Origin of the sequence: Ruegeria sp. HKCCSP351 (assembly GCF_017872535.1) — a bacterium.
In the GTDB taxonomy this organism is placed as follows: Bacteria; Pseudomonadota; Alphaproteobacteria; order Rhodobacterales; family Rhodobacteraceae; genus Ruegeria.
Genome location: NZ_JAEDOV010000010.1, coordinates 16,362 through 43,088, shown reverse-complemented (window position 1 = coordinate 43,088; position 26,727 = coordinate 16,362). Strand labels below are relative to the sequence as shown.

Annotated in this window: 26 protein-coding genes; 6 read left to right on the top strand and 20 right to left on the bottom strand. The window is 55.9% G+C overall.

Annotation, left to right across the window (positions count from 1 at the left end; all coding sequences use genetic code 11):
- Positions 1-17 precede the first annotated feature (17 nt).
- From I9182_RS17560 to I9182_RS20475, 5 genes are all read right to left on the bottom strand, one after another.
- Positions 18-1,067 carry a YncE family protein gene (locus I9182_RS17560; RefSeq protein ID WP_170417931.1) on the bottom strand — a complete coding sequence of 350 codons (1,050 nt, stop codon included), beginning with the start codon at positions 1,065-1,067 and terminating at the stop codon, positions 18-20.
- 132 nt (positions 1,068-1,199) lie between these two features.
- Positions 1,200-1,559, bottom strand: a complete 360-nt coding sequence (locus tag I9182_RS17555; RefSeq protein ID WP_152460765.1) for a hypothetical protein — start codon at positions 1,557-1,559, stop codon at positions 1,200-1,202.
- A gap of 84 nt (positions 1,560-1,643) precedes the next feature.
- Positions 1,644-2,012 carry a hypothetical protein gene (locus I9182_RS17550; protein WP_157054266.1) on the bottom strand — a complete coding sequence of 123 codons (369 nt, stop codon included), beginning with the start codon at positions 2,010-2,012 and terminating at the stop codon, positions 1,644-1,646.
- Positions 2,009-2,731, bottom strand: a complete 723-nt coding sequence (locus I9182_RS17545; protein ID WP_331252139.1) for a TVP38/TMEM64 family protein — start codon at positions 2,729-2,731, stop codon at positions 2,009-2,011. The genes I9182_RS17550 and I9182_RS17545 overlap by 4 nt, the downstream gene beginning before the upstream one ends.
- Positions 2,732-2,982: 251 nt before the next feature.
- Complete coding sequence (locus I9182_RS20475; protein ID WP_170417928.1) at positions 2,983-3,498, bottom strand: calcium-binding protein; 516 nt, start codon at positions 3,496-3,498, stop codon at positions 2,983-2,985.
- 172 nt (positions 3,499-3,670) lie between these two features.
- Between I9182_RS20475 and I9182_RS17535 the strand changes: the two genes are divergently transcribed.
- Positions 3,671-4,396: a response regulator gene (locus I9182_RS17535; RefSeq protein WP_170417925.1), complete on the top strand. Its 726-nt coding sequence runs from the start codon at positions 3,671-3,673 to the stop codon at positions 4,394-4,396.
- Positions 4,393-5,790 carry an ATP-binding protein gene (locus tag I9182_RS17530; RefSeq protein WP_050605707.1) on the top strand — a complete coding sequence of 466 codons (1,398 nt, stop codon included), beginning with the start codon at positions 4,393-4,395 and terminating at the stop codon, positions 5,788-5,790. Before I9182_RS17535 ends, I9182_RS17530 begins: the two co-directional genes overlap by 4 nt.
- 73 nt (positions 5,791-5,863) lie before the next feature.
- Here the strand turns inward: I9182_RS17530 and I9182_RS17525 are convergent, their stop codons facing one another.
- From I9182_RS17525 to I9182_RS17500, 6 genes are all read right to left on the bottom strand, one after another.
- Positions 5,864-6,484 (bottom strand): class I SAM-dependent methyltransferase, encoded by a 621-nt coding sequence (locus tag I9182_RS17525; protein ID WP_170417923.1) that lies wholly within the window; start codon positions 6,482-6,484, stop codon positions 5,864-5,866.
- Positions 6,485-7,049: 565 nt separating this feature from the next.
- A complete protein-coding gene (locus I9182_RS17520; protein WP_170417920.1) occupies positions 7,050-7,391 on the bottom strand; it encodes a copper-binding protein in 342 nt (113 codons plus the stop codon).
- A gap of 29 nt (positions 7,392-7,420) precedes the next feature.
- Positions 7,421-10,600, bottom strand: a complete 3,180-nt coding sequence (locus I9182_RS17515; protein ID WP_170417917.1) for an efflux RND transporter permease subunit — start codon at positions 10,598-10,600, stop codon at positions 7,421-7,423.
- Entirely contained in the window at positions 10,597-12,792 is a 2,196-nt protein-coding gene (locus tag I9182_RS17510) for an efflux RND transporter periplasmic adaptor subunit (protein ID WP_170417912.1), read from the bottom strand. The genes I9182_RS17515 and I9182_RS17510 overlap by 4 nt, the downstream gene beginning before the upstream one ends.
- A 617-nt stretch (positions 12,793-13,409) precedes the next feature.
- Complete coding sequence (cueR, locus tag I9182_RS17505) at positions 13,410-13,796, bottom strand: Cu(I)-responsive transcriptional regulator (protein ID WP_152460772.1); 387 nt, start codon at positions 13,794-13,796, stop codon at positions 13,410-13,412.
- 15 nt (positions 13,797-13,811) lie between these two features.
- Complete coding sequence (locus I9182_RS17500; RefSeq protein ID WP_170417908.1) at positions 13,812-16,322, bottom strand: heavy metal translocating P-type ATPase; 2,511 nt, start codon at positions 16,320-16,322, stop codon at positions 13,812-13,814.
- Positions 16,323-16,495: 173 nt separating this feature from the next.
- On the opposite strand from I9182_RS17500, the gene I9182_RS17495 reads away from it, so the two are divergent.
- Entirely contained in the window at positions 16,496-16,693 is a 198-nt protein-coding gene (locus I9182_RS17495) for a heavy-metal-associated domain-containing protein (RefSeq protein ID WP_170417905.1), read from the top strand.
- Positions 16,694-16,730: 37 nt separating this feature from the next.
- Here I9182_RS17495 and I9182_RS17490 read toward each other — a convergent pair whose 3' ends face one another.
- From I9182_RS17490 to I9182_RS17450, 9 genes are all read right to left on the bottom strand, one after another.
- Entirely contained in the window at positions 16,731-17,423 is a 693-nt protein-coding gene (locus I9182_RS17490) for a DsbA family protein (protein WP_170418016.1), read from the bottom strand.
- Between the two features lie 37 nt (positions 17,424-17,460).
- Positions 17,461-17,934, bottom strand: a complete 474-nt coding sequence (locus I9182_RS17485) for a cytochrome c (RefSeq protein WP_170418019.1) — start codon at positions 17,932-17,934, stop codon at positions 17,461-17,463.
- Positions 17,934-19,304, bottom strand: a complete 1,371-nt coding sequence (locus I9182_RS17480; RefSeq protein WP_170417903.1) for a multicopper oxidase family protein — start codon at positions 19,302-19,304, stop codon at positions 17,934-17,936. Before I9182_RS17480 ends, I9182_RS17485 begins: the two co-directional genes overlap by 1 nt.
- 39 nt (positions 19,305-19,343) lie before the next feature.
- Positions 19,344-20,243 carry a cytochrome c gene (locus I9182_RS17475; RefSeq protein WP_170417899.1) on the bottom strand — a complete coding sequence of 300 codons (900 nt, stop codon included), beginning with the start codon at positions 20,241-20,243 and terminating at the stop codon, positions 19,344-19,346.
- 9 nt (positions 20,244-20,252) lie between these two features.
- Complete coding sequence (locus I9182_RS17470) at positions 20,253-20,822, bottom strand: cytochrome c (protein WP_170417895.1); 570 nt, start codon at positions 20,820-20,822, stop codon at positions 20,253-20,255.
- A 60-nt stretch (positions 20,823-20,882) separates the two neighbouring features.
- Positions 20,883-21,065, bottom strand: a complete 183-nt coding sequence (locus tag I9182_RS17465; protein WP_157054267.1) for a hypothetical protein — start codon at positions 21,063-21,065, stop codon at positions 20,883-20,885.
- Positions 21,066-21,218: 153 nt separating this feature from the next.
- The gene (locus I9182_RS17460; protein ID WP_170417891.1) at positions 21,219-21,668 is read right to left on the bottom strand and encodes a cytochrome c; all 450 of its coding nucleotides are present in this window, start codon (positions 21,666-21,668) and stop codon (positions 21,219-21,221) included.
- Positions 21,669-21,735: 67 nt separating this feature from the next.
- Positions 21,736-22,326 (bottom strand): L,D-transpeptidase, encoded by a 591-nt coding sequence (locus tag I9182_RS17455; RefSeq protein ID WP_170417888.1) that lies wholly within the window; start codon positions 22,324-22,326, stop codon positions 21,736-21,738.
- 634 nt (positions 22,327-22,960) lie between these two features.
- Positions 22,961-23,614 carry a L,D-transpeptidase gene (locus I9182_RS17450; protein ID WP_050605720.1) on the bottom strand — a complete coding sequence of 218 codons (654 nt, stop codon included), beginning with the start codon at positions 23,612-23,614 and terminating at the stop codon, positions 22,961-22,963.
- Positions 23,615-23,988: 374 nt separating this feature from the next.
- Here I9182_RS17450 and I9182_RS17445 point away from each other — a divergent pair, with 374 nt between their 5' ends.
- From I9182_RS17445 to I9182_RS17435, 3 genes are all read left to right on the top strand, one after another.
- A complete protein-coding gene (locus I9182_RS17445) occupies positions 23,989-24,300 on the top strand; it encodes a DUF2933 domain-containing protein (protein ID WP_255612174.1) in 312 nt (103 codons plus the stop codon).
- Positions 24,301-24,309: 9 nt separating this feature from the next.
- Positions 24,310-24,513, top strand: coding sequence for a hypothetical protein (locus I9182_RS17440; protein ID WP_170602093.1), 204 nt, complete (start codon positions 24,310-24,312; stop codon positions 24,511-24,513).
- Positions 24,514-24,630: 117 nt separating this feature from the next.
- The gene (locus tag I9182_RS17435; RefSeq protein ID WP_170418009.1) at positions 24,631-26,727 is read left to right on the top strand and encodes a protein-disulfide reductase DsbD domain-containing protein; all 2,097 of its coding nucleotides are present in this window, start codon (positions 24,631-24,633) and stop codon (positions 26,725-26,727) included.

Here is a 26,727-nt window from a genome sequence, read left to right as displayed (position 1 = left end):
ATGCCGGGCACAGTCCTTCAGGGCAGAACAACCATCTGGTGGCCCTCACCCAGTATCGGCATTTCGGTAATAGCCGTCAGGCTGACTTGATCGACGATCCAGACCTTCGGTTCGGTTCGGCTTGATACCATCACTTTGCCTGAGTTCGGTATGGTCGTCAGGTGATAAGGTGCCGGTGACAGGTTGGTCGAGCGCTGTTTGCCCGTAGCAAGATCAATCGACAACAACCGGTCGGTGCCTTTGGCGGCCACGAACAGTACGCCCTCGCGGTCGGACAGGCCGATCCCGTGCAACTCGCCTCCAATGTCATAGGTTTCGGTGACAGAACCGCTGGCAAGATCTACGCGGAAGGCCTTGCCACCATCACTGTCGGCTACGAAGGCGGCGCTGCCGGTGGCGTTAAGTACAAGATGCTCAGGGCCTTCGCCGACGGGCATGTTGCGTACGACGAAGCCTTTGACGACATCCACTTCGCTAAGTGTACCATTGCCGGTATTGGTGACATAGACCCTGTCGCCGTCAGGCGCGAATACCGCATAGTTGGGCATTGGCCCGGTTGCTACGAAACCAAGGAAGCTGAGCTTATCGAGATCGACGATCGAAATACCGTCACCGCCCGGATGGGTCGCCACCGCGAACCGCCCGTCGGGCGACACCGCAGTGTGATGCACCGCACCTGGAACCTCGATCTGGCGGACGACCTCGCGTGTTTCCGCATCAAGGATCGTCAGCAGGCTCCGCCCCTTGTCTTTGGGCAACGCAGTGACATCGCGCTTGGCGTGGTGCGCAGCGTGTTCATCCTTGGACATACCTTCGGGTTTTGGTGGCGTTGTGGCCTCGGTTTCTGCGTAGCTGCCCGCGACCAGGTACTTAAAGCCGGGCGCGCCGGCCAGCCCATGGACCGCCACGAGCCTCGGCAGCCGCTCGACGGTCTTGCCGGTTTCGGAGTCGATCACCAGAACCGAGTCCGCGCTGCCTTCGGGAATGAACACGGTTGCCGCCAGCGTGAGCGAAGGCGCAGTCAAAGCTGCGACGGACAGGCCTGCGGCCAGATTGAACAGGGTCATTTAGGTTTCCTTTCGTCAACTGAAACGCGCGCATTGGCGGGCACGTGCAGAAAAATCCGGTAGATGACGGCCATCAGGAAGGGCGTCAAAAGCAGGGTCAGAGCGATGGCCTTCATGGCTTTGTCCTTTCAATCAGTTGAGTTTTGTGCGAGCCGCAAAGACATTGAACAGTCCGCCGAACAGCAACGCGGCGTACCAGCCGTAGAGAAACGCCCATAACAGTCCCAACAGGAATGAGGGCAGGCTGAGCCAAGTCATTCCGGGCATCAGGCCGATCCAAGCCCGGTACATGGCAAAACTTGGAAAGATCAGGTCAAAGGCCACGCACAGCAGGTAGGTTGCGGCCAGAAACAGGCTGAGCGCCCAGCCAAGGGTTGTCACCGGAACACCGGGATGATGTTCTTGTGTCCCCATCACACAGGGGCCACAGGTCAGGCGCAACAGTGCGAATAGCACCACGCCCGTGACGAAAAAGTACAGAATGGTAAGCATGGTAAGTGTCCTGAACTGAGTTGGGCCGCAATCAACGGCTTGGGCAAGACCCCGGAGCGATTCCGGAGCCATTGCCGGTCACGTTCAGGACAGGTTTGGCGGATGTGGTAGTGGTGCGACCGGCAGGCTTGCGCGTGGCCGGAACCGTTCTGGCGCCACGGGCGTAGCAATACGCATCGAGAGCAATTCAGGTGCCGCCATAACTGCCATCGCATAGCAGCCCGGGTGCACTGAGCAGTCTAATTCTTCTGATGGATGAGACGCGGGATACCCACCGCTGTCATCGATCACAAGCTCGGCCTGGGTGGCGGCCTTCGCGATGTCATGCCCGGCATGGGACGGCACAACAGAGATCAGCATCGAAACCACCAACGCACAGATCAACAGGACCTGCAGCCGGCCCATGGCTCGGGCCGTCCGTGTCGCAGTTGATATCCATTGTGCGCGGATCACTTAGGGTTTCCTCCATTCTCCAACAGTTTAGGGCCGCTTGGACCGGTCGCATTGATCTGGCTCAATTCGTGGTCTGAAGAGCCAACAGGCATCTTGCGTTTCCAAGCCAACCAGATAAGTGGCGCCCCCGTCAACAGCCCAAGCCCGATAACCGCAAGGCTGGTGCCGCCTGTCGCGGTTTCGGTAATCTGGCTGCCCAGATGGGCCAGAACGAAACTGGCCGGCAGGAGTCCAGCCAAGGTGGCCAGTGCGAACCGCCAAAATTGAAGTCGGGTCAGACCGGCGGCATAGCTGACCATGTCGAAAGAAACGAAAGGCATCAGGCGGCTGGTGAACACGGTCAACATCAGGGCATTCTGCGATCCAAGCAACCCCAAGTCCAGCTTGTCGCCGAACCACTGGCGCAGCGCGTCGCGCCCCAACCAACGGGCTATCAGGAACGCCAGCAGCGCCCCCAACTCCGCTCCGATAGCAACCAATGCGGTTCCCAGCCCATGCCCATATGCCACCCCGGCAGCGACAGCGATCGGAGCGCTGGGGATTGGGCTGGCAACCACTGCGGCTGTCATGAAGCCGATGATGACAACGGGTCCGAACGGGCCGGCCCAATCCACCCACGCAGTAATGACTTCGCGCGATAGTCCTGCGTCCAACGCGCCAGACAGCCACAACCAGATGGTGGCGATCAGCAACGCGATCAAAACCGCGATGAAAACCAAACGGCTATTGCTGTGCAGGCCCTCCAGCTTTCGTTCCTCCTATGACATAGCCCTCCACCCCTAAACGGGAGTGACGGATTCCGAGGTCACTTAGCGATGTATTTGATCAGCGCTACGATCGCCAGAACGATCAACACTGCGATCAGCAACATCCAGATCATTCCAAACCCCATTCCAGCGCCATAGCCCATCATCGCTTTGTTCCTCAGTGGTTTGTGCCGAGTGCGATGACCCGGCTACACGGTTGCGTTTCAGTTGTTGGTTTCAGAAGCCTTTGTCACAGGTTTCGAGGCCTTCATGCCGTGTTTCGGCGACATCGTCTTTGCGCCTTTCTCGATTTCCCCTGTGGTCACAACGCCATCGCCATTGGCATCAAGATGCTGAAATCGGTCCACCATGGTTTCGCGGATCATCCCGGAATGCAGCGCTTCGAACTCATCAATCGACAGGTTGCCATCTCCATTGACGTCATGCGCCTGCATCCGGGCCTTCAGACCTTCGGCGATCTCAGATTCGCTCGGGCGACCGTCCTCGTCCATGTCCAGAACCGCCAGCCAGTTGCCGCCCATCATCTGGCCATGCATTTTCACCATCATTTGCATCATGCCTGCGTGATCGCCCATCATGCCGCCGGGCGCACCCTGCATCATGCCGCCCTCATGGCCCTGCATCTGCGCGCTGCTGCCATGCTGACCGGCGGCAAGCGCGGGCAGCGCCATCAAAGTCGCGGCAATGGCTCCAGCGGCCAGCGTGAAGGTACGTTTCATGACTTTCACCTCTCGGGTTTTTGTTTCTACACAAAGCATATGGCCGCCCTCGGTCGCGCCACCACCCCCCTGCTCAACCCGGTTTGTATCGTTGTGTCGCAGCCCGCCCAACTGATACAAAGGGATACAAAAAAGCCGGGATTTGTACCGCGCCGGGGCTTATGATTGCGCCATGACTGAAGCACCACATATCTTGATTGTCGACGACCACCGCGAAATCCGTGATGCTGTCAGCCGCTATCTGGAAAAGAATGGGTTGCGCGCCAGTACCGCGCGCGACGCAACCGAGATGGACGCACGACTGGCGGCCGGTCGGATTGATCTTATCGTACTCGACATCATGATGCCGGGCGAAAACGGATTGTCGGTCTGTCGCCGCCTGTCCGCGGCCGGTGGCCCGCCGATCCTGATGCTGACAGCCCTCAGCGATGACACCGACCGTATCGTGGGTTTAGAGATCGGCGCCGATGACTACCTGCCCAAACCATTCAACCCACGTGAATTGCTGGCCCGGATCAAGGCGATCCTGCGGCGTTCCGAAACCACCGTCCCCCCGGCTGGCGATCTGAGCGGCAAACGGATCGCCTTTGGAAGCTGGGTTCTGGATGCCGACAGTCGCACCTTGATATCCGCCGAAGGGGCCGAAGAAAGTCTGACCACCGCCGATGTCCGGCTGCTGGCCGTATTCCTGCAGCGGCCCCGCAAACTCCTGTCGCGAGACGAACTGCTGGATTTGACCGCCGGCCGCAGCCCGCACTTGTTCGACCGTACGATCGACAACCAGGTCAGCCGCTTGCGTCGCAAGATCGAAGCTGACCCAACGCGGCCGAAGCTCATCACCACGATAAGAGGTGGCGGTTATTGCCTGTCGACCGACGTGAGCGAGCTTACGGGATGAAAGCCTTTGCCCAAAGTCTGCGCGGTCAGCTTATCCTTTTGATCATCGCCGCGCTGGCTGCCGCGCAACTGGTCAGCCTGTGGCTGTTCGTCGACGAACGCTCAATGGCAGTGCACATGGCCCTTGGCCTGGAAACCGCCGGACGCGCCGCAAACATCGCGCGGCTGATTGAAGAAGCTCCACCCGAGATGCACGACGCGATCCTGCGGGCGGCAAGTTCTCCACTGGTGCGTTTCAGCCTTACAGATACGCCCGCAGTCGATCACACCGGACATAGCGCTGGTGGGACGGTCGAAAACACAATCCGCAGAATTCTGCCAGGCTATGAAAACCGTCCCATCCGGGTAGAGTTGCATGAGTTCTCTCCCGATATGCTGCCGGTTGAAGGTGTTCCGTCTACAATGGCTGAAATGCACATGGCAATGATGCGTGATCACGTTTCCGCAATTGAAATGCAGCTGTCGATCGCTCTGACGACCGATCAATGGCTCAACGTGGATACCCGGTTCCATAACCCTCCTCTGCAATGGCCTTTGCAGTCCTTCGTCAGCTTCGGTTTCACTGCAACTTTAATTCTTGGAGCAGCCATTTGGTTTCTACTGACACGGCTGACCGGCCCGTTGCGCCGCCTGTCACTGGCTGCAGACCAGTTTGGTCGCGGTGAAGACGTCCAGGAACTGACGGTTTCTGGTCCGACCGAGGTGCGAGATTTGACGCAGGCGTTCAACCATATGCGTGATAGGCTGACTCGCTATGTTGCCGATCGGACCAGACTATTGGGGGCGCTGGGTCACGATTTGCGGTCGCCACTGACGGGATTGCGGGTTCGCGCCGAACTGGTGGAGGAAGAGGAGACCCGTGACCATCTGATCGAGACCATCGAGGAAATGCAGGAGATGGTGGACTCCACCCTGTCATTTGCCAAGGGCGTGGCCACGCGCGAACCTTCCAGTACCGTCCCAATTGGTGAATTCGTAACCAAAACGACCGAAGACATTGTGCAAGCCGGTGACACGGTTGAAGTATCGGTCGCAGACAATCCGGCCGTCACGCTTCGGCCGATGCTGATGAAGCGAGCTCTGCGCAATATCATTGAAAACGCCTGCCGGTATGGTGCCCGGGCCAACGTCTCAGTCATGCAAGAGGGGAATGAGGCAAAAATATTGATCCAGGATCAGGGGCCCGGCATCCCCGAGCATATGCTCGATGCGGTATTCGACCCATTCGTGCGGCTTGAAACATCCCGCTCGCGAGAGACTGGCGGAACCGGCTTGGGGCTGTCGATCGCACGTACGATCATCCAGTCGCACGGTGGCACGATAGAATTGCTAAACGGGGAAACTGGCGGCTTGTGCGCTAAGGTGGTTCTGCCAGTTTTTGAGGGCCAAACGTAACTTGTGAACACAATCGGCATGCCCCGAAAGCTTATTGGAAGCGTACCGCTTTGGGCCAGTTTCAGGTGTGGGCTCAAACGCAGCGGCGGAGAACACTGAACTGGAAAGACTGACTTTCCCCCCAAGAGGTTTGGTGCAGGTGATGGCGATGCGCGACGAGTTCAAAGTGTTCCTCAAAAAGCACGGCGATATCGCTCGGACTATAGCGGGCGACAGGGAGACCACTGCAAGTCTCCGGCCCATCAAGTGCAAACGTAGCAATGATCACATGGCCGCCAATTTTTACCCCTTTCTTCACGCTTTCCAGATAGGCCGCGCGTTGCGATGTATCCACGAGAAAGTGAAAAACCGCCCTATCATGCCAGACGTCATATCTGCGATCGGGGACCCAAGAAGTTATATCTGCAGAAATCCAAGTGACTGTTTCAGCGGCGCGCCCCAACCTTTCCCGGGCCGTGTCCAACGCGACCTGCGATAGATCGAGAACTGTCACGTCATGGAGCCCCTTCGCAAGCAACGCTCCAGCAAGACGAGATGTACCTCCACCAATGTCGATGACGGATGAAGGCTTAGACACTCTGATCAACTCGATGAGTTCAAGCGATATCTCTGGATCATCCTCGTGCCAACTCAATTGGGTGTCAAACTTCTCGCCATAGACATCGTCCCAGTGCTCTCTTGTGTTAGCTGTCATGTCGTATCGTTTTCCCAAGTCGTCGCCCTGGAGATATCCTCATTTTGACCGCTCCGCGCTGCGTTTTCGACTGAAGCAAAAACCAACAAGGCAACGCCCCAGACAATTCGACGCTGGTCCGTTGAATGGCCGCGTGAAGTCATCTCGGCGACAATGTAGTACACACATTCCAATTGTGAAATGTTTTAGGTGGGATTTGCTTGTCGGTCAGATTTCCACTGGGCTGCGCAAGTAGCTCCAGAATTTTGCGCAGTTTAACTGCAGTGGCGCGGGCCGGAGATACCGAAGCGTTGGCAGTTTGTGTACTGCTTGCCTGGATTGCTCTGTTCAATCAGTATAGCCGGAAGATTTTCTGAGCTTTGGAGCTTCAATCAGTCAACGAATTGCTTAAAGCGCCTTTAACCGACAATGGACTGATAACTTATGAGCAGAGCCACAGATCGTTGAAATACGATTTGGTTCTTGAGTGGCTCCTACTCCATTTCTCTTAGTTCATAGAATTTCCTACAGTCGTTGAAACGGCGAACAATCACATCATTGGTGAATAGCTGCCGCATCAACAGACTCAGTTTTTCATGATCGCGCCGATCGCATACATACCATCATCGCTTTTGACCAACATCAGTGTGACTTCGTCACCTGCGCTGATCTCACCCATCATCTGGGCATTCTCAAGAAGCTGCAAATCCATCGTCATCGCGGGCCACCCGATCTCGGGGATCGGATCATGGCTGACGTTAGCGGTTTCGTCGCCAATTGAGTTCACCAAAGCCTTTGCGTGGACCGCACCTTCCATCTGTTCGGAAGACATGGGCATGTTGGAATGGTCCATGCCGTGGTTCGTTTGCGCGATGCCGGATGTTGTAGACACGGCCAATAGGGCCAAAATTGCAGTCAAAGTTTTCATCAGATGCTCCTGTTTCAAGGTTGTGGGTATTATTCTGCCGGAAGCGCAGGGGGCACTTCCTGGATCGTGTGGGAGATCTCTCGGTTCACGCGATTGAGCGCGAGCCGTTTCCAAATCACGAATATTGCGGGAATGACAAAAAGCGTAAGAAGGGTCGCTGTCACCATGCCCCCAATCATCGGCGCAGCGATCCGCTGCATGATTTCAGAGCCTGTACCGGTGCCGTACATGATGGGTATCAGTGCTGCAAAGATCGTGGCTACAGTCATTACCTTCGGCCGAACCCGAAGAACGGCTCCTTCGAACACCGCGTCTTCGATATCGTCACGTGTCAGCTTTCGCTGTTCCGATTGCGCCAGCCCTCGACGTTTCTCCCAAGCAAGATTGAGGTACAACAACATGACAATCGCTGTTTCCACGGCAACTCCCGCCAGCGCGATGAAGCCCACGAGCACAGCAATTGAGATATCGAAGTTAAGATACCATAAGAACCAAACCCCACCTGCCAATGCGACCGGGAGCGCCGCAAGAATTATCCCGACCTCAATCACCCGATTGAACGCCAAGAAAAGCATGAGCGTGATAATTAGCAGGGTTGCAGGAGCAACGATCGTCAACCTGTCCTGCATTCTCTCTATGTACTCATACTGCCCTGACCAAGTCAGCGAGTAACCTGGAGGCAGGTCGACCTTTTCTGTAACCACCTCTTGTGCTTCGGCCACATAGCCGCCCAGGTCGCGCCCCGCGATGTCGATGAACACGAACCCAGTTCGTCGAGCGTTCTCTGATCGTATCATTCCCGGCCCGTCAACTATTCGAATATCGGCGAGAGCGGACAGTGGCACATGAGCACCCGACGGCGTGACGACAGGAAGATTTTCGAGCCGTTCCGGGCTGTCTCGCCATGCCTGAGGGTACCGAAGGTTTATAGGAAACCTCTCCAGCCCCTCCACAGATTCCGACACTTGCATACCGCCAATTGCGGTCTGCACTACGTCCTGAACTTCTCGAACACTCATCATGTATCGGGAGGCGGCATCTCGTTTGACGTCGATTTCGATGAAACGCCCGCCAACAGGTCGCTCTGCGTAGGCGGAAGCCGTTCCATCAATATCAGCGACCGCACGCTCTACTTCGATCCCTATATCTGTAATGACCTCCAAGTCGGTGCCGGATATTTTGACACCGACAGGAGTACGGATACCTGTCGCAAGCATATCGATGCGGTTCTTGATAGGTTGGATCCAAACATTTGTAACGCCCGGAACCTGAACGATACGATCGAGCTCATTCCGGATTTTCTCCATTGTCATGCCGGGGCGCCATTCTTCTTCCGGCTTGAGTTGGATTGTGGTCTCCACCATCGTTAGAGGTGCTGGATCGGTTGCAGTCTCCGCACGCCCAACTTTACCGTGAACAGTTTCGACTTCAGGCACGGTCGCGATCAGGCGGTTGGTCTGCTGCAGTACCTCACGGGCTTTTCCCGTCGAGATCCCGGGGTAGAAGCTCGGCATGTAGAGAAAATCACCTTCGTTCAACTCGGGCATGAATTCAGAGCCAATTCTCTGGTACGGGTACCACATGGACGTCACCAGAACGCCGGCCAACAGTGTTGTTGCCCATGGCCAGGCAATTGCCGCGTCCAGAAATGGGCGGTACACGAACACAACCAAGCGATTTAGCGGATTTTTTCGCTCCGGTAGAATACGCCCCCTTACAAAGTAACCCATCAAGACCGGAACCAGCGTTATCGAAAGGATGGCGGCTGCAGCCATGGCGTAGGTTTTGGTATAAGCGAGTGGCGAGAAGAGCCTACCTTCCTGATTTTCCAGAACGAAAACAGGCAAAAAACTAACCGTGATAATCGCCAGAGAATAAAAAAGGGCTGGTCCCACCTCAGAAGCGCACTCTTGCACAATCCGCCATCGGTTCTCTGCTGTGAGCTTTTCTTTTTCCAACCGCCTGTGCATCGCCTCGATCATCACAATCGATGCGTCGACCATCGCACCAATAGCGATGGCTATGCCGCCGAGCGACATGATGTTTGCGTTTACTCCTTGCGCCTTCATCAGAATAAATGCGGCAAAGATTCCCAGAGGGAGCGACAGAAGAATTACGAGGGATGACCGCAGATGAAGTAGAAAAGCCGCGCACACAAGAACAACGACAATGAATTCCTGCGTCAGTTTCTTCTGGAGGTTATCGATAGCACGCTCGATCACACCAGATCGGTCGTAGGTCGTTATGATTTCGACCCCCTCCGGCAGGTTTGAGCGCAACTCTTCGATGCGCGCCTCCACCGCTTTGATCGTTGCCAACGCATTCCCACCCCATCGCAGAATGACTACTCCACCAACCGCGTCTCCTTGCCCGTCGAGTTCTCCGACACCGCGCCGCATTTCCGGCCCCAGACGGATTTCAGCGACGTCTCCAAGCGTCAGAGCGGCGCCACGGTCGTTGACCATCAACGGCGCGCTTGCAAGGTCTGACAATTCGTCAATGTAGCCCGAGGACCTGACCATGAATTCGGCTTCCCCCATCTCAATGACGCTGCCGCCCGTCTCGCGGTTGGCCGCCTGAATAGCCGTCCTCAATTGTGCAAGTGTTATGTCATAGGCACGTAGTTTGTTTGGGTCGACGACGACCTGGTACTGTTTGACCATTCCGCCGATGGTGGCGACTTCTGAGACGCCTTCCACGGCTTGTAATTCGTATTTCAGAAACCAATCCTGCAGAGTCCTGAGCTGAGCCAGATCATGATTTCCGGTTCTGTCAACCAGCGCATACTGATAAATCCACCCGACCCCAGTCGCATCAGGGCCAAGTTGTGGTGACACGCCCTCAGGTAAGCTGCCGGTAATCTGGCCCAAGTATTCGAGCACACGCGACCGAGCCCAGTAGAGGTCCGTCCCGTCCTCAAAGACAACATATACAAAGCTGTCTCCAAAGAACGAGAACCCGCGAACGTCTTTTGCACCGGGTACGGCCAATAGGGCTGTCGCAAGTGGATATGTGATTTGGTTTTCGACAACTTGAGGCGCTTGCCCGGGATATGGCGTGCGAACAATTACCTGGACATCCGACAGATCCGGGATTGCATCAACCGGCGTCTCACGAATGGCCCAAATACCCGCAACTCCTATCATGAATGCGAGGGCCAAGATGACGAACCTGTTGGCGAGCGAAGAACGAATGATGGCCGTGATCACTGCGTAACACTCCCATCAAGCGCGACCTCTAACAGCGTCATCGAAAAGTCGGGATTGCGGCGAAGGATCAAAGAAACATCAATCCCTACAGGCAAGTTAGAAACCTCAATCCCCTCCGCAACCGGGAAATCCATGGTCATGCCCGGCATGCCGATCTCAGTCATCGGACCGTGTGTTACGTTCGCGGTACGCGCGTTCGGGTCGATACTGTTAATCCGGCCAGAAACCTGAAGTGGCGGTGCAATAGGCGTTGCCGCAGCCAACACCATTGTCATGCCATCTGCACGCGCGAAAGTCAGAGTCATTTCAGAACCGACTTCGAGCATGCTTGTGTCCAATGTAGGTTCTAATGGGAAATCCATGGTCATTCCGGGCATGCCAATCTCAGTCATCGGCCCGTGAGTGATGGTTGCCGTTCCCGCCTCAGCATTAACGAGGTTGATCGTGCCGGTGACTACAATCGGTGGAGCAGAAGGCGTGTCGGTTTCTTCGGGTTCAACGGAATCCGTCGGCGGCGAGCCCTCTTCGCGAATTGCCACAATCGAGAACATCCCCCCTTCTCCCTCAGCCAGATCAAACTCAATTGGCATGTCGATTGGCACGGTAGTGAGATCTACTCCTACAACAGGCAAATCCATTGTCATGGCGGCCCAACCGAGCTCGGGGATCGGTCCGTGCTCAAGCGTCAATTTGCCGTCTGAAGTGACGGCGCGCGCGATTCCGGCACCAGTTCCGGCAATACCATCGTCTGGTGCAAGCTCCATCAGGCTCAGAAGCCCATCCGCACCCCGTGCGATCACGAAAGCGACTGCGTCGCCTGCACTCAAGCTGTCGAGCGAAACACCAGACCTCACCGGAAACTGCGAAGTCATTGCGGGCCAATCGAGGCTTTCGAGAACATCGTGACGAACAGTTGCCATACGATTTTGGGCATCGAGTGAAACCAGGGTGCCTGCCCCGCGTGCTGGTTCGGTATCCGTTGGTGCCATTCGGGTGAAACCGGCGCTCAAAGCACTTTCACTGTCGATTAGAAACTGTGCGGATGCGACAACTTCCTCACCAGGTTCAAGCCCTTGCAGAACTTCTGTTCGACCCCCCTCGCCGAAACTGTCTCGAAGACCTGTAGTCACCAGTCTCGGGCGAAAAGTACCATCGCCTGTTTTTAAGATGACGCGTTCCGCCGAACCGGTACGAATTAACGCCTCTGATGGAACAGTGAGAACATTTCGGCTTTCATCCGGTATAAGGCTAACACTGCCAAACATGCCCGGCCGCAGCACGCCGTCGGTGTTATCGAAACTAAGCCTTACGGGAAGAGTTCGGGTTTGCGGATCAAGCTCAGGGTAAACATAGTCGATGTCGCCTTCGAAGGTGCGACCGGGTAGGTGCTCGAACCTTGCTATCGCGCGCATATCTTCCGACAAACGTGCAATATCTCGTTCAAATACATCAACGATCAGCCATACTTCAGAAAGATCGGTTACCGAAAAAGCAAGCGTGCCTGGCTGCAGGTACATGCCATCGGCGGCATTCAGAGCTATGACGACACCGTTTTGAGGTGCCTCAATTTCCACATTTCGAACCAACTCACCGCCCGCCTCAATCTCAGCAACCTGACGAGCGGACATACCGTGGCTGATCAACTTATTGCGCGCCGCGTCCAAAATCCGCGGGTCACCAGCTTCGACTGCGCGTACAAGATCGCCGGTCGCAGCTGCGATCAGTGGTGAAAAGAGTTCAAATAAAACTTGCCCCTTCTCAACGCGATCACCGACCGCTCGAACTTTCAGTTGCTCAATCCAACCTTCAACACGCGTATGAACGTGATTGGTCAGGTGTTCGTCAAAGCCGACGAAACCCACCGTTTCGATGCGAGGTTCGATATCAGTCATGCGTGCAACCGCAGTTCGCACACCAATTGCGTTGATTTCCGCAGCGCTCAGGGTGACTTCTTCAGGGTCGCCGGTAGGTTCCTGCCCAGAATAAACCGGGATCAAGTCCATACCCATCGGCGATTTTCCAGGTCCAGGCTGCCGAAAATTCGGATCCATCGGTGCTACCCAATAAAGGACCTCTGGTTCGTTCGACTGGCCCTGATCAATTGGATTCAGGTACAGTCTTTCAAGAAAGACACCTCCACCCAGGCCAATCGCCAAGGCAAGTACTGATAGTGCCGCATATCTTCCACGCATAATAATCTCCTGACGGTCGCAGTGCATGCTCGAACCGAAACAACATGAAAACCCGCGCTGACGGGCCTGTGGATGTTAGGAGATTTGTGGAGGACGATCGGGCGTCAGAGGCGCTTGAGAGTTGTGGATGTCGGAATCCATGTTACGGTTTTTCTGGCCAAAAGCTTCAGCCAAAACCGCAAGTCCTACGTGGGTCGGATATTCGCCAACACAACAGATACCGGAATGACATTCTCCGCTGTGATTTACGTGGCTATCCGTGTGGATTTGGCCAGTCGTCGGATGCAAACCGCTATGGTCGTGTTTGAAGTCTGATGACTTTGCAGCCATTGAAACGCCGTGAGGCTCAGAGGTGCTACTGTTTTTGACGTCACTGCTCGCGACCACAACAGTGCCGACGAAGGTCATCGCCAAGCAGACGCATGTCAGAAACGTCATTCGCAACACTGAGAAAAACTTCCACTTCATCCCGTGCAGTTAGGACGAACGTAACGAGTGTTCAAGCCAGTCGGAGGAAAAAACAGGTGAGTTGGTGCGCTGTATCGAAATGAAGCGGATTCCCGCGAATACACGTAACAAACTGCCAAAATAGGAGGCAGTTCATACGATGAGCGCATCTAAGTTTGGCCGAGGTTCTTCAGGATCGGGCAGTCGGGACGGTGGTCTCCGGCACATTCATCGATTAAATGAGACAGTGTAGCATGCATGGCCTTCAGGTCCGCGATCTTGGCATCTATTTCTTTTAGGTTCTGTTTGGCGATATCCTTCACGTCCGCGCTTGCGCGTTCTTTGTCCTCGTACAACGCCAGTAGTGAACGGCAATCCTCAATGGTAAAGCCCAATGAGCGGGCCCGCCCGATGAAGGCCAGTTTGTGCAGTTCCTTTTCGTCGAAATGTCGATACCCGTTCAGACTGCGCCTGGGTTTGATGAATCCGATATCCTCGTAATAACGGATGGTTTTGGCAGGCAGACCCGAACGTTCTGCTACATCTCCGATATTCACAGCGGTTCTCCTATTCTATTCAGCAGGCGCTGATCGCAGCGCCTGCTCTTCATTCTGCGAGATCTGTTCTCGCCCAACTTTGATCGGCTTAACCCAGCGCAACCGCAGCGCGTTGGTCAGGACAAATACACTGGACAGCGCCATGGCACCTGCAGCCAAAACCGGCGACAGCAACGGGCCGCCAAACGGATAGAGCACCCCCGCTGCAACCGGTATGAGCAGCGTGTTGTAGCTGAAAGCCCAGAACAGGTTTTGGCGGATGTTACGCATGGTGCGCTGACTAATATCGAAGGCGTTGACCACGCCTGTCAGGTCGCCTGACATCAGAACGACGTCAGCCGCCTCGATGGCGATGTCAGTGCCTGTCCCGATCGCAATTCCTACGTCAGCCGCCGCCAGAGCGGGGGCATCATTGATGCCATCACCCACAAAGGCCAGTTTTCCGCCATTTGAGCGCAGATCTTGCAACGCGGATACTTTACCCTCTGGCAGAACCTCGGCCACGACATGATCGATGCCAAGCTGCGCCGCGATGGATTTGGCTGTAGCGGTATTGTCGCCGGTAATCATCGCTACTTTCAGCCCCAGTCCGTGCAAAGCTTCAATTGCGTCTGGCGTGGTGGTCTTGATTGGGTCCGCCACGGCGATGACGGCTGCGATAACTCCGTCTACGGAGGCATAAAGTGGAGTCTTTCCGTTGATTGCGAGTTCAGCGCCCCGATCAGACAACGCGCCCATTTCAACCCCTTCGCGACTCATCAGGCGGTCGGCCCCGATCAGGATTGTATGGCCTTCGACTGAGGCGCTTACCCCGTAACCGGTGATCGACGTGAAGTCTTCTGGCTTCGAAAGCTCCAGACCACGGGTTTCAGCCGCGCGCACGATGGCCGTGGCGATCGGATGTTCGGATGTGACCTCAACGGCAGCAACAAGGCGCAGAACCTCATCCTCGGCCAATCCTTCGGCCACAATCAGGTCGGTCAGCTCCGGACGCCCTTCGGTCAAGGTCCCCGTCTTGTCCACCGCAACAACGGTGGTTTCCTGCAGCATTTGCAAGGCGTCGCCCTTTCGAAACAGGACACCCATCTCGGCCGCGCGGCCGGTGCCGACCATGATTGAGGTGGGTGTGGCCAACCCCATGGCGCAGGGGCAAGCAATGATCAGTACCGCAACCCCGGCTACCAACGCCAAGCTGAGCGCAGGATCGGGTCCGAACAACATCCAAACCAGCACAGTCATTACGGCCACAGCGATCACTACCGGCACGAACCACAGCGTGATGCGGTCAACCAAGCCTTGAATCGGAAGCTTGGCACCCTGTGCTTGTTCGACCATTTGAATGATCTGGGCCAACATAGTGTCTGCGCCGATCTTTTCAGCCCGGTACGTCAATGCGCCCGCGCCATTAACTGTTCCGCCGACCACAGTTGCGCCCTCGGTCTTTTCGGCAGGAACCGGCTCGCCGGTGATCATGCTTTCATCGACATATGACGCGCCGGTCACTACGGCACCATCCACCGCGATTTTTTCGCCCGGTCGAACGTGCACAATATCCCCTACAACGATCTGCTCGATCGGTAGCTCGACAACCGATCCGTCGCGCTCAACGCGCGCTGTTTTTGCCTGCAGACCGACCAGTTTTCGGATCGCTTCACCAGTTCGCCCCTTGGCGCGCGCCTCGAGGAACCTCCCCAGCAATATGAGAACCACGATCACCGCTGCGGCCTCGTAGTAGACGTTTGCGGTTCCGGCGGGAAGAACACCCGGCGCAAAGGTGGAAACAAGCGAGAACCCATAAGCCGCCGAAGTGCCCAGAGCCACCAGAGAATTCATGTCCGGCGCGCCTTTGAACAAGGAAGGGAATCCCTTAGTATAGAACTGCAAACCTGGCCCAAAAAGAACGATCGTGGTTAGAAGGAATTGCAGGTAATAGCTGTTCTGGATGCCGATCGTGCTCGCTATCAGGTGGTGCATGCCCGGAATAACATGCGAGCCCATTTCAAGGATAAAGACCGGCAAAGCGAGCAAGGCGGCAAAGCTTGTTCGCCGGGCCAATTGGCGAATCTCTTTGGCTTTGCGGTCTTGTGGTTCGGTCTGCGTCGCGGATCGCAGGCTCGCCGGATAGCCAGCAGATGCCGCAAGCGCCGCGATGGCTTCGGGTGTTGTGACTCCCTCAGCATAACGTACAGTTGCACTTTCGGTGGCCAGATTGACCGACGCGGACAAGACGCCATCATCTGCTTGCAATGCCCGTTCAACGCGCCCCACGCACGATGCGCAGGACATGTTCTGAATATCCAGCGTTACCTCTTCCGTCCGTGCCAGATATCCGGCGCTGTTTAACGCATCAGCAATGGCCGCTTTATCGGCTGGATCGCGGAAATCGACCTGAACGCTTTCGCTGGCGAGATTAACCGAAGCGGCATCTACCCCTGGCACATCTTTCAACGCGCGCTCAACCCGCCCTACGCAGGACGCACAGCTCATACCCTGAACTTGAAACCTTGCATGTGAAATTTCAGTCATATTGTCACCACCAATGTTCTGCTGACGGGAAACATAAGGGTTCCAGCAAGTGGAAGGTCAAGGGATGGGGCTGACTTTCTTTGCCACTAATTTTGACGATCCAATAATCACGACTTGACCTTCCTGTGCTGGAATACTTTAGCCGGGACGACGGAACACAGGAGCAAACATCCATGACGACCCTAAATATCCCGGATATGAGCTGCGGGCACTGCAAGTCAGCTATCGAAAAAGCCGTTGCCACGGTGGATTCCTCCGCACAGTTGGACTTTGACATGGAAAACCGCAGGGTACGTGTCTTAAGCACCAATTCACTTGATCATATCCTTGCAGCGCTGAAGTCCGAGGGATACGAAGCCACGATCGCATGATAAACTTAGGAGCGCACATGCTGTCGCCCCCTTGGTTCTATCTTGCGTCTCTGACTGCCACGATTAACCGGGTCATTTCATCTTCGGTGATCAGACCCGGGGCAAGCGCATCTCCAATCACAAACGAAGGAGTGCCACTGAAGCCAAGCTGTCGGGCCAATTCCATGGAAATCTGAATATGCGCGTCGACTTCCGGCGCTTCCATATCTGCGCGCAATTGATCCTCGTCCAGGCCAAGTTCCCGAACAACTTTCAGTACACTGGCCTCAGTGGCACGACCGTTCAGAGCCATAAGCGCCCAATGAAATTCTTCGTATTTTCCCTGGTTTCGTGAGGCCAGCGCAGCGCGTGCCGCGAAGTCGGAACCTTCTCCAAGTATGGGCCATTCTCGATAAACAATTCGCACATCGGAATCGCCCGCGATTACGTTCTTCACGACCGGGGCAGCGCGTTTGCAATATGGGCAGTTATAGTCGAAAAACTCGACCACGGTTACATCGCCTTCCGGGTTTCCGATTACAGGCGCATTCGGATCCTGTTCCAGCAATTCACGCTGATTTTCCAAGACGCTTCCAATTGCTTCGGCTTTTGCCTGATCCTCGCGCTGTTGAAGCAATTGAATCGCCTGCATGATGATCTCAGGGTTTTCCAAAATGGCTTCGAGAGCCAGCCGTTTTACATCGGAGTCAGACAGCTCGTCGGCGCGTGCCATAGGAATGCCAATCGACATGGCGATAGCGACTAAGCCTGCAAGTATTCGTTTCACATCAGTTTCCTTCCGTTTGTTCTGCTTCGGTGCGTTGCTCTTGCAGCTTGCGTTCCCGATCCGGCCAACTCTCCTTGATGAAGGCGAGGATGTCCCAGATATCCTGATCCGACAGAGTGTCCCCGAAGCCTGGCATGCCGCTTTTGACGTCAGCGACACCCATCTGTTTCAAAGTTTGGTCCCCGCCAAACTTTGTATAGTCGAACAACAGCTTGTCGCCGTGATGCCAGGTATGCCCGGTTCGGTCATGCGGGGGCGCCCGCAAGACGCCATCCGGATCAGGTGTTTGCCAATCCTGCTGACCCTCCAAATTTGCCCCGTGGCATGACGCGCAGTTTTCGGCGTACAAAACTGCACCACGTGCCGAATCCGCTGATGCACTGTTCTGCGCACGCCCACTCAGGCCCCAGCCAGCGACCGCGACAATGATCACTACAGCAGCCAGTGACACCCATTTCGCCGAACTCTTGTTCATCATGCCACGCTCAGCCAGGTCTTCATACCAGCGGCCTGATGCGACAGCATATGGCAATGAAACAGCCAATCCCCCGGGTTATCCGCAACGAACGCAATCTCCCGCTTTTCTATCCGGTCAACCAGGATTGTGTCCCGCAGCGGCCCTAGGTTGCCGTTTGGCAGAACTTCCTGAAAGTGCGTCCCGTGCAAGTGCATAGCGTGCGGAAAGACGGTGTCGTTCTGCATCTGAATCCGGACTATGTCGCCACGCGAAACGGCAGCAAGGGGGTTTTCAGGTAACCCGGCGACACCGTTGAATGTCCAGATCTGCCCTTCCTGAACCAATTCATTGGTGCTCATGACCTGGCCGTTAAAAGTGCCTTGACGCAGTCCGCCCATCGCCCCGCCTTCCATCACTAATGGGATTGTCAAAGCGTCAGAAACATCTTCGAGAAAGGAAACAGGGTTGGGTGGCAGGGCTTCTATTGCACCGCGGTTTGCGGATGCACCGCTTCCCGAAACCGGGATTTCAGCAATGACAAACGATTCATCGCGTTCGTGAAGAGTTATTTGAACGGCTTCGTTCGATTCCGCTGTGACATCAACAATTAAGTCTGCTCGCTGTGCAGGCCCAAAAACAAGGGTTTCAAAATCCTCTGGCTGCCTTACAGGCATGCCATCATAAGCGACCAGTTTCCCGTTTGCGCCACCTACTGAGACATACATGATCCGATCAGTTGCCACGTTGACCATTCGAAGTCGCAAACGCTGGTTTGTCAGAACTTCTGTCATGGGCGATATGTGTGCGTGAACGTAGTTTCCCATTCGGCCTGCATGCGTCCAGTCATGCATCGCGCCGAAATCATCGACGATTTGGGCGTCCTGACCCAACCTCCAGTCATCCAGCAGGATCGTAATGTCATGATCCGTGTCCGGCGGGTCCATTTCGTCGACGATGAACGCGCCGTAAAGGCCCCTGGCCACTTGTTCCGTTGACTGGTTATGAGAGTGGTACCAGAAGGTTCCTGCATCCTTCAGAGGCAAGTCATACTGAAACTCGCCGCTTGTTGGTACAGCCTCCTGTGTAAGACCCGGCACCCCATCCATGTTGTTTGGAACCCGCAGTCCATGCCAATGGATTGCCGTAGGCTGAGGCAGTGAGTTCAGGAGTGTCCGGCGAACCGTTTCGCCCTGCCGGGCACGAATTTCGGGGCCCGGAACACCGCCATCATATCCCCATATCTCGGTTTCAGGATAGCTGTCGGGGGCAACACGTGCCAATCCTGAACGCGCCTCGATTATTCGGGGGGCGGTAGCCGCCCTCCCGATAGTCGGCACTGCGATTAGTGCCGACGTGCCTGCAACGAATTGCCTGCGATTGAGCTTCATGAGGACTTCCCTCCAAAGAAAATTTGATCTCTCACTCGATTACCCCCCGTCGTGCACATCCAGCAGATAGGTCGCCATTGCCTTCCGGTCTTCGTCTGTCAGAAAGCTGGTGCCATAGTTTACGACCTCTCCCATGGCGCCGCCGAAGACATCGCCATCAGGCATGACGCCGGTGCGCAACGCGTAGGCCAAATCATCTACCGTCCAACCACGCTTTTGCAGGGTCTCAAAGTCGATGGCCGGTGCCTTGTCACCGCCCGGCAGAGAGTCACTTCCCTTGAAGTGTTCCGTGTCCGAATTTCTTGCGCCAGCCAGGTTCCTCCCGGTGTGGCAGGCCGCACAATGTGTGGCACCTTCGACCAGTAGCCGGCCCCGGTTCCACACTTCGTCATTGCCCGGCACGGGATCAGTGCGGGGTGGTTCCAGAAAAGCCGCGCGCCACAGCTTCAGGCCCCATCTCTGATTGAAGGGGAACGCCATTTCCTGTTCTTTTGACGGTTCCGCTACCGGTGGAACTGTTTGCCATGCGGCCCAGAGATCGGCGATGTCCTGATCCGTGAAATTGGCATAGAATGGATAAGGAAAGGCCGGGTAATAGGGTTGTCCGCCGGGTGATACGCCTTGACGCACCGCGCGGGCGAACTCCTCGATTGTCCAATCACCGATCCCGTGATCGGGATCTGTGGTCAGGTTCGGCGAAAAGAGCGTGCCGAACGGGGTATCCAACTCCACCCCACCGGCCAAGGCCGCGCCCCCTTTGGCAAAATCTGTGTGGCAAGCGATACAACCACTTGCCCTTGCCAGATACGCCCCGCGGTTAACGTCACCCTGAATGTCGAGAGCTTGTAAGGGCTGGCCAATCGGCCAAGCCATCACAGCAACAAGTCCCGCTGACGCCGCTACGGCGGCAGCAAGGCCCAATCGGAATATCGGTCTCATGACGCATTCCTATTCCGACCGAAATTGCGTGTGACACGCCGAGCATGTCTGGCTCAGCATCATGAACACACCATCTGCCGGCATTTCAGAAAGTTGTGCCTGGTTTGGACTGCCGCCCATCATTCCGGCACCCATCATAGAACCGCCACCCATCATGGATGCGCCGCCCATCATGCCCGAACCATGGCCCGACCCGGACATCATCAACCCGTTGTCCGCCGCAAGCACAAGGCCTTCAGAGTAGGATTCCAACTGCCTGGCTAACTCTGCAAATGAACCCCAATCCTGCCAGATCTCCGATTTGGCCTCCGAGGGTTTGCCATCAGATCCCTCTGGAAACAGCTTTGTCATGCTCTCGCCAGCGTGACGCCCGATTTTCTTGGCCTCGCTTCGTACCGTTTGCGCATTGTAGGGCGTTTTCCCCTGCATCATCGGCGTAAGGATCTTCATGCTGTCCTTCATCGCGGACATACCATCCATGCGTTCTTTGACGATGCCGGTTGCGCCACCATGCGCCAGGGCGGCGGCTGCAAACAGAGAAACCAGGGCAACGCCTGTGGTCATTTTCAGAATGTTCATTGTTTTGTCCTTGTCGTCTGCTTCGACGCGCCCAGGTTGAGCGCAATTCGACTGGTCAGATCAGGACACGCGGCGGTGGTGGGTCAAACGCCGCGATACCGAGAACCCGGTATTGGGCTCGAGGGATCGAGTATCTTTGTTCAGTATCTTGGGGGCCAGGCGGTGGTGGACCCATCGAAAATAGACCAACAGCGTTGCAAATCGTTCCGCCATGACAATGTCCGGGATGACCCTGCTTGACATGCTCAACGTCCGCGGAGTCCGTTTGGTCAATCACGTGCTGAGAACCACTGCCATGTGCATGAGCAGAATCGGCCGTCACAAGCAGCCCGCCAATGGTCAGCACCATTGACAGTATGATGTAACGAATTGCACTGCCCATTCGGCTCGTCACCTTCAGAAAATCCCGTTTTCCTGCTGCAGCTCTCTGATATACGCCACGATGCCCTTCACATCCGCACGGGTCAAGCCATCGACCGGCGGCATATTGCCGAACTTCCAATGGTGTGCCCGAACTCCATTCTGGACTGCCACATAAAATGACTCGTCCGAATGGTGGCTTGGTTCATAGATTTTATGCACCAAAGGTGGTGCAAGGCCTTCCAGACCTGTTGCATTCGCGCCATGGCACGCCGAGCATTTGGCGTCGAATGCCACTTTGCCGACGGCCGCAAATTCGCTTAGCTGGTCCGGCAGAGTGACGTTTTCGATTGGGTCTCCTTGCTCCAGTGCTGACGTATCGGGCGGCGTCATCGAGTGACCTGTTGGTTGCTGATTTAAGTTGTAGACGAACGCGGCGGCGCCTGCGATCACTACTCCGCCGATCAAGAGTGTAAGTTTATCCATCTCTGTTCTTCACATGATTGTCAGTTCTTAGGTTCAACGCGCGCAAAAAAAATCGGCCTGACCAAGGTCAGATCAGTTTTACCTGAGTGCCCACAGTGGCCAGTTCGAACAATTCCGCAATCTGCTCGTTGTACAAGCCAATGCAGCCGTTGGAGGATCTTCTCCCGATCTTGCGCGTGTCGTTGGTGCCGTGGATCCGGTAGTATTGCCAGCTCAAATAAAGTGCATGTGTCCCCAGAGGATTCTCCGGACCCGGGCCCACATAATCGGGCCAAGCGGGGTTGCGCTTTTTCATTGCTGGTGTCGGTCGCCAAGACGGCCCTTCGACCTTGCGAGTAACTGTGGTGTAGCCCAGCCTTGTAAGGTCTTCCGTCAGCGGTACGCTGGTTGGATACATTCGGTAGACGCTTTCGTCTTCCGACCAATATTGCAGGACCTTGGACTGTGTATCGGACAGGATCACACCATTCTTAAGCGTATCAAAGTGGTCCTGCCATTTAGCAACGCGGAATGAGGAAACATTGCGGCGCGTCCCCTCAGTTGCCGTTGATTGGGCCCAAACGGCCGGTGCTGGAAAAAGCGTCGTCGCAGCAAACGCGGCAATCACTCCACGTCGCGTAACAACCTTTCCTTCTTTGCTCCGTTTCATGCCTGCCATCCCAAAGTTTATTCTTTTTTTCCGACTCAAATAACTCGTATGCCCGGTTCCTGCGCTGGAAGGTCAACACGCAAATGACATTTCATATGGGATGTCTCGTCTGAATTGTCGTTGCCGTTGGCGCAGGGATATTTCCTTAGAAGGCGGACCCAAATCATCAAGTCATTGTGGAAAAGCAATTTTTCTTGGACGTAACTCCAGGCTGCTTTAAGCAAAACCTGACTTTCTTGAATCAACCGAACACAAAAAAGCAACGCTAACAATTGCTTAGTTCTTGGTGAATTGATGTGATCACCCGTCGATGCGAGGGTAGCAGGCACTACAAATGACAATCACAGTGGACTAAACACCATGTCCTTCAGGAAAGCTTTCCAAGCACTGGCCGCACTTTTGTTCATCGGCGCTTGTACCGAAACAACGTCAATATCTGCAGATAGCGAGCCCGGAACGCTTTCCCAAGTTCCTGACGCCGTAGCCCAGATTGCTGCTCCGGGCCAGGACCTGAACGCAGTGAAAATCATGCCTGAGGACGGTTGCTATTGGTATCGCTATGTTGGGCCAGTTGAAACAACCTACCTACCACTTAGGACTATTGAAGGGCGCCCAATCTGTACGCGCGCCTGACAAGCGCCTGTCAGCTGGTCGCGGTCAGAAGCCGCTCGGGAGGGTAGAGATGAGCCGTGGACCCTGGCCTGACACGATCATAAAGCCCGATGATATGTGGCATCGCCATCCTTACGCAGCCAGAACTTGCGCGACCTCCGATAGATCTTGGATAAGGCGTTCCGTGAATTCGCAGGTATGTGTCGCGACCACCTTCGAACAGATAAAACGCCCTTGATCCCAATGGGTTTGTCGGCCCACCGGGCACACCATCTGCGAATTGCGCATATTCATCAGGGTCGCGCTCAATCATTTCGGCTGTAGGAGTCCAACGCGGCCATTTGGCCTTTCGCTTGATCGTGTAGACTCCGGGCTCGTAAAGATTGCCTCGGGCAATGGCTACGCCGTAACGCATTGCTGTGCCACCGTCTTCGATGAAATACAGATATCGTGCCACCGCGTCGACATGAATGTCACCCGGAGTAAGTGGTCGATTGGTTTGCACACGCTGAGGCAGGAAACGTGGGTGTAAACCCCAGGGATTGGATGTTGCGGGATCAAAATTGGCTGGAGTTACTTGCGCATCCCACTCCGACCATTGCGAGGCCGCCGCCGACGTCACTCCAAAAACCGGCTGAGAGAAAATGGCGAGCGAGGCTGCAACAAAATGTCGTCTGGTCAGCATTGATAGCGCTCCTATTGGCTGGTTGGTGTCTGGAGTTAGTACCCAGGGGATTAGACAATCCGCGACGGGGGAAGATTTGTCCATTCAATTATTCGTTCGATATCGCTTCGACCCACCCGCGAGTTTTCAAGGCTTAAAGTGACCTAGGCAGCTTCGTGTTTAACCTGAAACTTCACCAGGCGTCGGGACGACAATGCCTGCTGTTCATACCCCTAAAAACTTCCCTGTTCCGGCCGTGTCTATGCACCAAGTAAGGCCCAAGCAAATGCTGGACTGGTTTGACAGCGTCAAATTCGCTTCGCGCCAAAACAGCTTGACCTTCCATCGTGGGAAGGCGTTAGCAGAGGTCTCCAATCCAAATTTTGGAGTTGAATGTGAAAGAAAAACAGACTGCAAACGCGCCGCAGGCGTCAGTACCGGTTAGCGGCGGCAAGATAATGAAATGGGGCATGATGGTATGTTGCATTGCCATGATAACGCCGATCGCTCTCTACTTGATCGCCGGCGGGACGGTTGGTGGGCTTTCTGACTCCTTGGGTCTTTTCGCACCGTTGATCCTGTGCCTCGGAGCCCATTTCTTTATGCACAAGGCGATGGAAAAATCCTGTCATTCGAACAAATCTGAATCGGAAAGACCAAAGGCAACAGACGCCGCGGTCGGACCGAACCCAGTACACCGGCAATAATCTTCAATCATGAAGCTTTGGTGCTCAAGGTTGGCCGCCATGTCGCTGGCCGCTCTTTCGCTGGCGGCTTGCGCACCACGCCCTAAACTATGCCCGCTGCAACCGCCGCAGCCTGAATACGCCCTGCCCCAAGGTTGCCGGGTTCAATGGGAGGGCGCGGATGGCGGGGCCTATTTCATCTGCGAAGACGGGCGCGAAGGTTTCGTGAGCTGATCGTGGGGATGTGACATTCCGGCTCGTTGACCCTCCAGCGCTGGAATCTGGCAGAGACGGGTGCAAAACAACCGATGGCAACGCGCAATGGCAAGAACACTCCTAAATTTATGTATTATGATCTTGGGGTTAATCTTTGGCCAGACTTCCGCCGGGACAAGCCTTGCAGCTACATCCCAAGCGTATGAATCAGAGCCCCTGGTCGCACACATAATTACCGCGCAGGACGGGATCGCGCCTGACGTCAAGACGATCACTGCAGGACTGCATCTGAAACTGGGCGAAGATTGGAAAACCTACTGGAAGTCGCCTGGTGAGGTGGGAATTCCGCCCAAGATCACTTGGAACGGCTCGCAAAACGTCAGCGACGTACAGTTTCACTGGCCCGCGCCGATCCGTTTTCGCGCCTTCGGGATCGAGAATTTCGGGTACAAGGACGAAGTGGTCTTTCCGCTGACCGTCACACTCGAGAACCCCGGAGCGCCAGTTGACTTGAAGGCCGCTGTGACAACGCTGATCTGTTCCGATATCTGTGTGCCGGTCGAGTTTTCGCTGGACTTGTCGCTGACTCAGGGAACGGGTCGGGATCAGGACTCGGCCCGGCTTATAAATGCCTTTCTGTCGCGGGTGCCAACCACGGGAAACACAAGCGGAATGAAGTCCGACGCCGCGACCCTGGATACCGAGTCCGAGATGCTGACGCTGAATTTCACCAGCGACCTGCCCTTTGATGCGCCTGATGTCTTTCCCGACATGGGACGTGACACCGCGTTTGGTGCACCCGACATCCGGCTCGCTGGCGACAGGCGTCAGCTATGGGTGCAGTTCCCGGTCCTCGCTCTGGCACAGGACCCCCCCGCCTTGTCCGTCACGGTTACCGACACCAACCGCGTGGCCGAGTTTTCGCCCCGTACCGACGCTCCCCCTACCCCGCCACCATATGAGATCGCGGCCGCCGAAACTTCAGCCAGCGCGCTGGTCTGGATCATTTTGCTGGCGGTGGGCGGCGGGTTGATTCTGAATGTCATGCCCTGCGTACTGCCAGTGCTTTCGATCAAGCTTTCCTCGGCGGTAAAGGCTCGCGACCGCTCTGCGGCTCAGATTCGCGCCGGGTTCCTGGCTTCGGCAGCCGGAATCCTGACATTCATGTGGCTGTTGGCGGCTATCACCATTGCGGCGCGGTCGCTGGGCTATTCCGTCGGCTGGGGCATCCAGTTCCAGAATCCGCTTTTCCTTGCGGTGATGATCGTGGTGCTGGCGGTTTTTGCAACCAGCCTCGCGGGCTTGTTCGAGATCACGCTGCCGCAGTCGCTGAACACCCGGCTTGCCCATGTCGAAAAGGGCCGCGTGTCGCTGGTCGGGGATTTCCTGACCGGAGCCTTCTCAGCAGTTCTGGCGACGCCCTGCTCGGCCCCCTTCCTCGGCACGGCGGTGGCCTTTGCCCTGACCGGCCGACCGGTGGATATCGTGGCGATCTTCACCGCAATGGGGGTCGGGCTGGCCATTCCTTACCTGCTGGTTGCAGTGCACCCGAAACTTACCGCCGCTCTGCCTAAACCGGGGCGTTGGATGGTGGGATTAAAATGGGCCCTGTCGGCGGCACTGCTGACCACGATCGGCTGGTTGGTCTGGGTGATGGTCGGGGTGGCCGGAGACACTGCTGCAACTGCTACCGTGCTGGCTGCAACTGTTCTGGTCCTGTTGATCTGGAAAAGTACGATGATGCCACCCGTTTTGCGCTGGACAGCCCTGTTGCTGACGCTGACCGCAGCGTTTGCCGCACCGGTTGCGATTGCCGGCAAAGACCGGTCCAGGCTGCTTGAACCAGCCGGAGAGATCCCTTGGATTACCTTCAGCCGCCCCGAAATCGCCCGCCTTGTGTCGCGCGGCGAGGTGGTTTTCGTCGATGTCACAGCCGACTGGTGTCTGACCTGCAAGGCCAACAAAGCGCTGGTGCTGGAACGCGGCGAGGTTCTGGCAACACTGCAATCGGACAAAGCAATTCCGATGCAGGCCGACTGGACCCGCCCCGACGATGTGATCGCCCGTTTCCTTGAGGACAATGGACGGTTCGGGATCCCCTTCAACATCGTCTACGGCCCGTCGGCCCCCGAAGGCATCGCCCTGCCAGAGATCTTGACCACGAACGCCATTCTCGACGCGATGGAACAGGCCGCGCCGATTGCGGGCGGAGCCGTGGAAAGCGGATCCTGA

Excerpts from the sequence above, each read along its gene's own strand:
- I9182_RS17435 (WP_170418009.1), top strand. The coding sequence starts at position 24,631 with ATGATCTTGGGGTTAATCTTTGGCCAGACTTCCGCCGGGACAAGCCTT.
- I9182_RS17490 (WP_170418016.1), bottom strand. The coding sequence starts at position 17,423 with ATGTCGATTGGCATTCCTATGGCACGCGCCGACGAGCTGTCTGACTCC.
- I9182_RS17480 (WP_170417903.1), bottom strand. The coding sequence starts at position 19,304 with ATGAAGCTCAATCGCAGGCAATTCGTTGCAGGCACGTCGGCACTAATC.
- I9182_RS17520 (WP_170417920.1), bottom strand. The coding sequence starts at position 7,391 with ATGAAAACTTTGACTGCAATTTTGGCCCTATTGGCCGTGTCTACAACA.
- I9182_RS17560 (WP_170417931.1), bottom strand. The coding sequence starts at position 1,067 with ATGACCCTGTTCAATCTGGCCGCAGGCCTGTCCGTCGCAGCTTTGACT.
- I9182_RS17470 (WP_170417895.1), bottom strand. The coding sequence starts at position 20,822 with ATGAACATTCTGAAAATGACCACAGGCGTTGCCCTGGTTTCTCTGTTT.
- I9182_RS17510 (WP_170417912.1), bottom strand. The coding sequence starts at position 12,792 with ATGCGTGGAAGATATGCGGCACTATCAGTACTTGCCTTGGCGATTGGC.
- I9182_RS17475 (WP_170417899.1), bottom strand. The coding sequence starts at position 20,243 with ATGAGACCGATATTCCGATTGGGCCTTGCTGCCGCCGTAGCGGCGTCA.
- I9182_RS17440 (WP_170602093.1), top strand. The coding sequence starts at position 24,310 with ATGAAGCTTTGGTGCTCAAGGTTGGCCGCCATGTCGCTGGCCGCTCTT.
- I9182_RS20475 (WP_170417928.1), bottom strand. The coding sequence starts at position 3,498 with ATGAAACGTACCTTCACGCTGGCCGCTGGAGCCATTGCCGCGACTTTG.
- I9182_RS17450 (WP_050605720.1), bottom strand. The coding sequence starts at position 23,614 with ATGCTGACCAGACGACATTTTGTTGCAGCCTCGCTCGCCATTTTCTCT.
- I9182_RS17555 (WP_152460765.1), bottom strand. The coding sequence starts at position 1,559 with ATGCTTACCATTCTGTACTTTTTCGTCACGGGCGTGGTGCTATTCGCA.
- I9182_RS17535 (WP_170417925.1), top strand. The coding sequence starts at position 3,671 with ATGACTGAAGCACCACATATCTTGATTGTCGACGACCACCGCGAAATC.
- I9182_RS17485 (WP_170418019.1), bottom strand. The coding sequence starts at position 17,934 with ATGAACAAGAGTTCGGCGAAATGGGTGTCACTGGCTGCTGTAGTGATC.
- I9182_RS17460 (WP_170417891.1), bottom strand. The coding sequence starts at position 21,668 with ATGGATAAACTTACACTCTTGATCGGCGGAGTAGTGATCGCAGGCGCC.
- I9182_RS17465 (WP_157054267.1), bottom strand. The coding sequence starts at position 21,065 with ATGTCAAGCAGGGTCATCCCGGACATTGTCATGGCGGAACGATTTGCA.
- I9182_RS17525 (WP_170417923.1), bottom strand. The coding sequence starts at position 6,484 with ATGACAGCTAACACAAGAGAGCACTGGGACGATGTCTATGGCGAGAAG.
- I9182_RS17495 (WP_170417905.1), top strand. The coding sequence starts at position 16,496 with ATGACGACCCTAAATATCCCGGATATGAGCTGCGGGCACTGCAAGTCA.
- I9182_RS17455 (WP_170417888.1), bottom strand. The coding sequence starts at position 22,326 with ATGGCAGGCATGAAACGGAGCAAAGAAGGAAAGGTTGTTACGCGACGT.
- I9182_RS17500 (WP_170417908.1), bottom strand. The coding sequence starts at position 16,322 with ATGACTGAAATTTCACATGCAAGGTTTCAAGTTCAGGGTATGAGCTGT.
- I9182_RS17530 (WP_050605707.1), top strand. The coding sequence starts at position 4,393 with ATGAAAGCCTTTGCCCAAAGTCTGCGCGGTCAGCTTATCCTTTTGATC.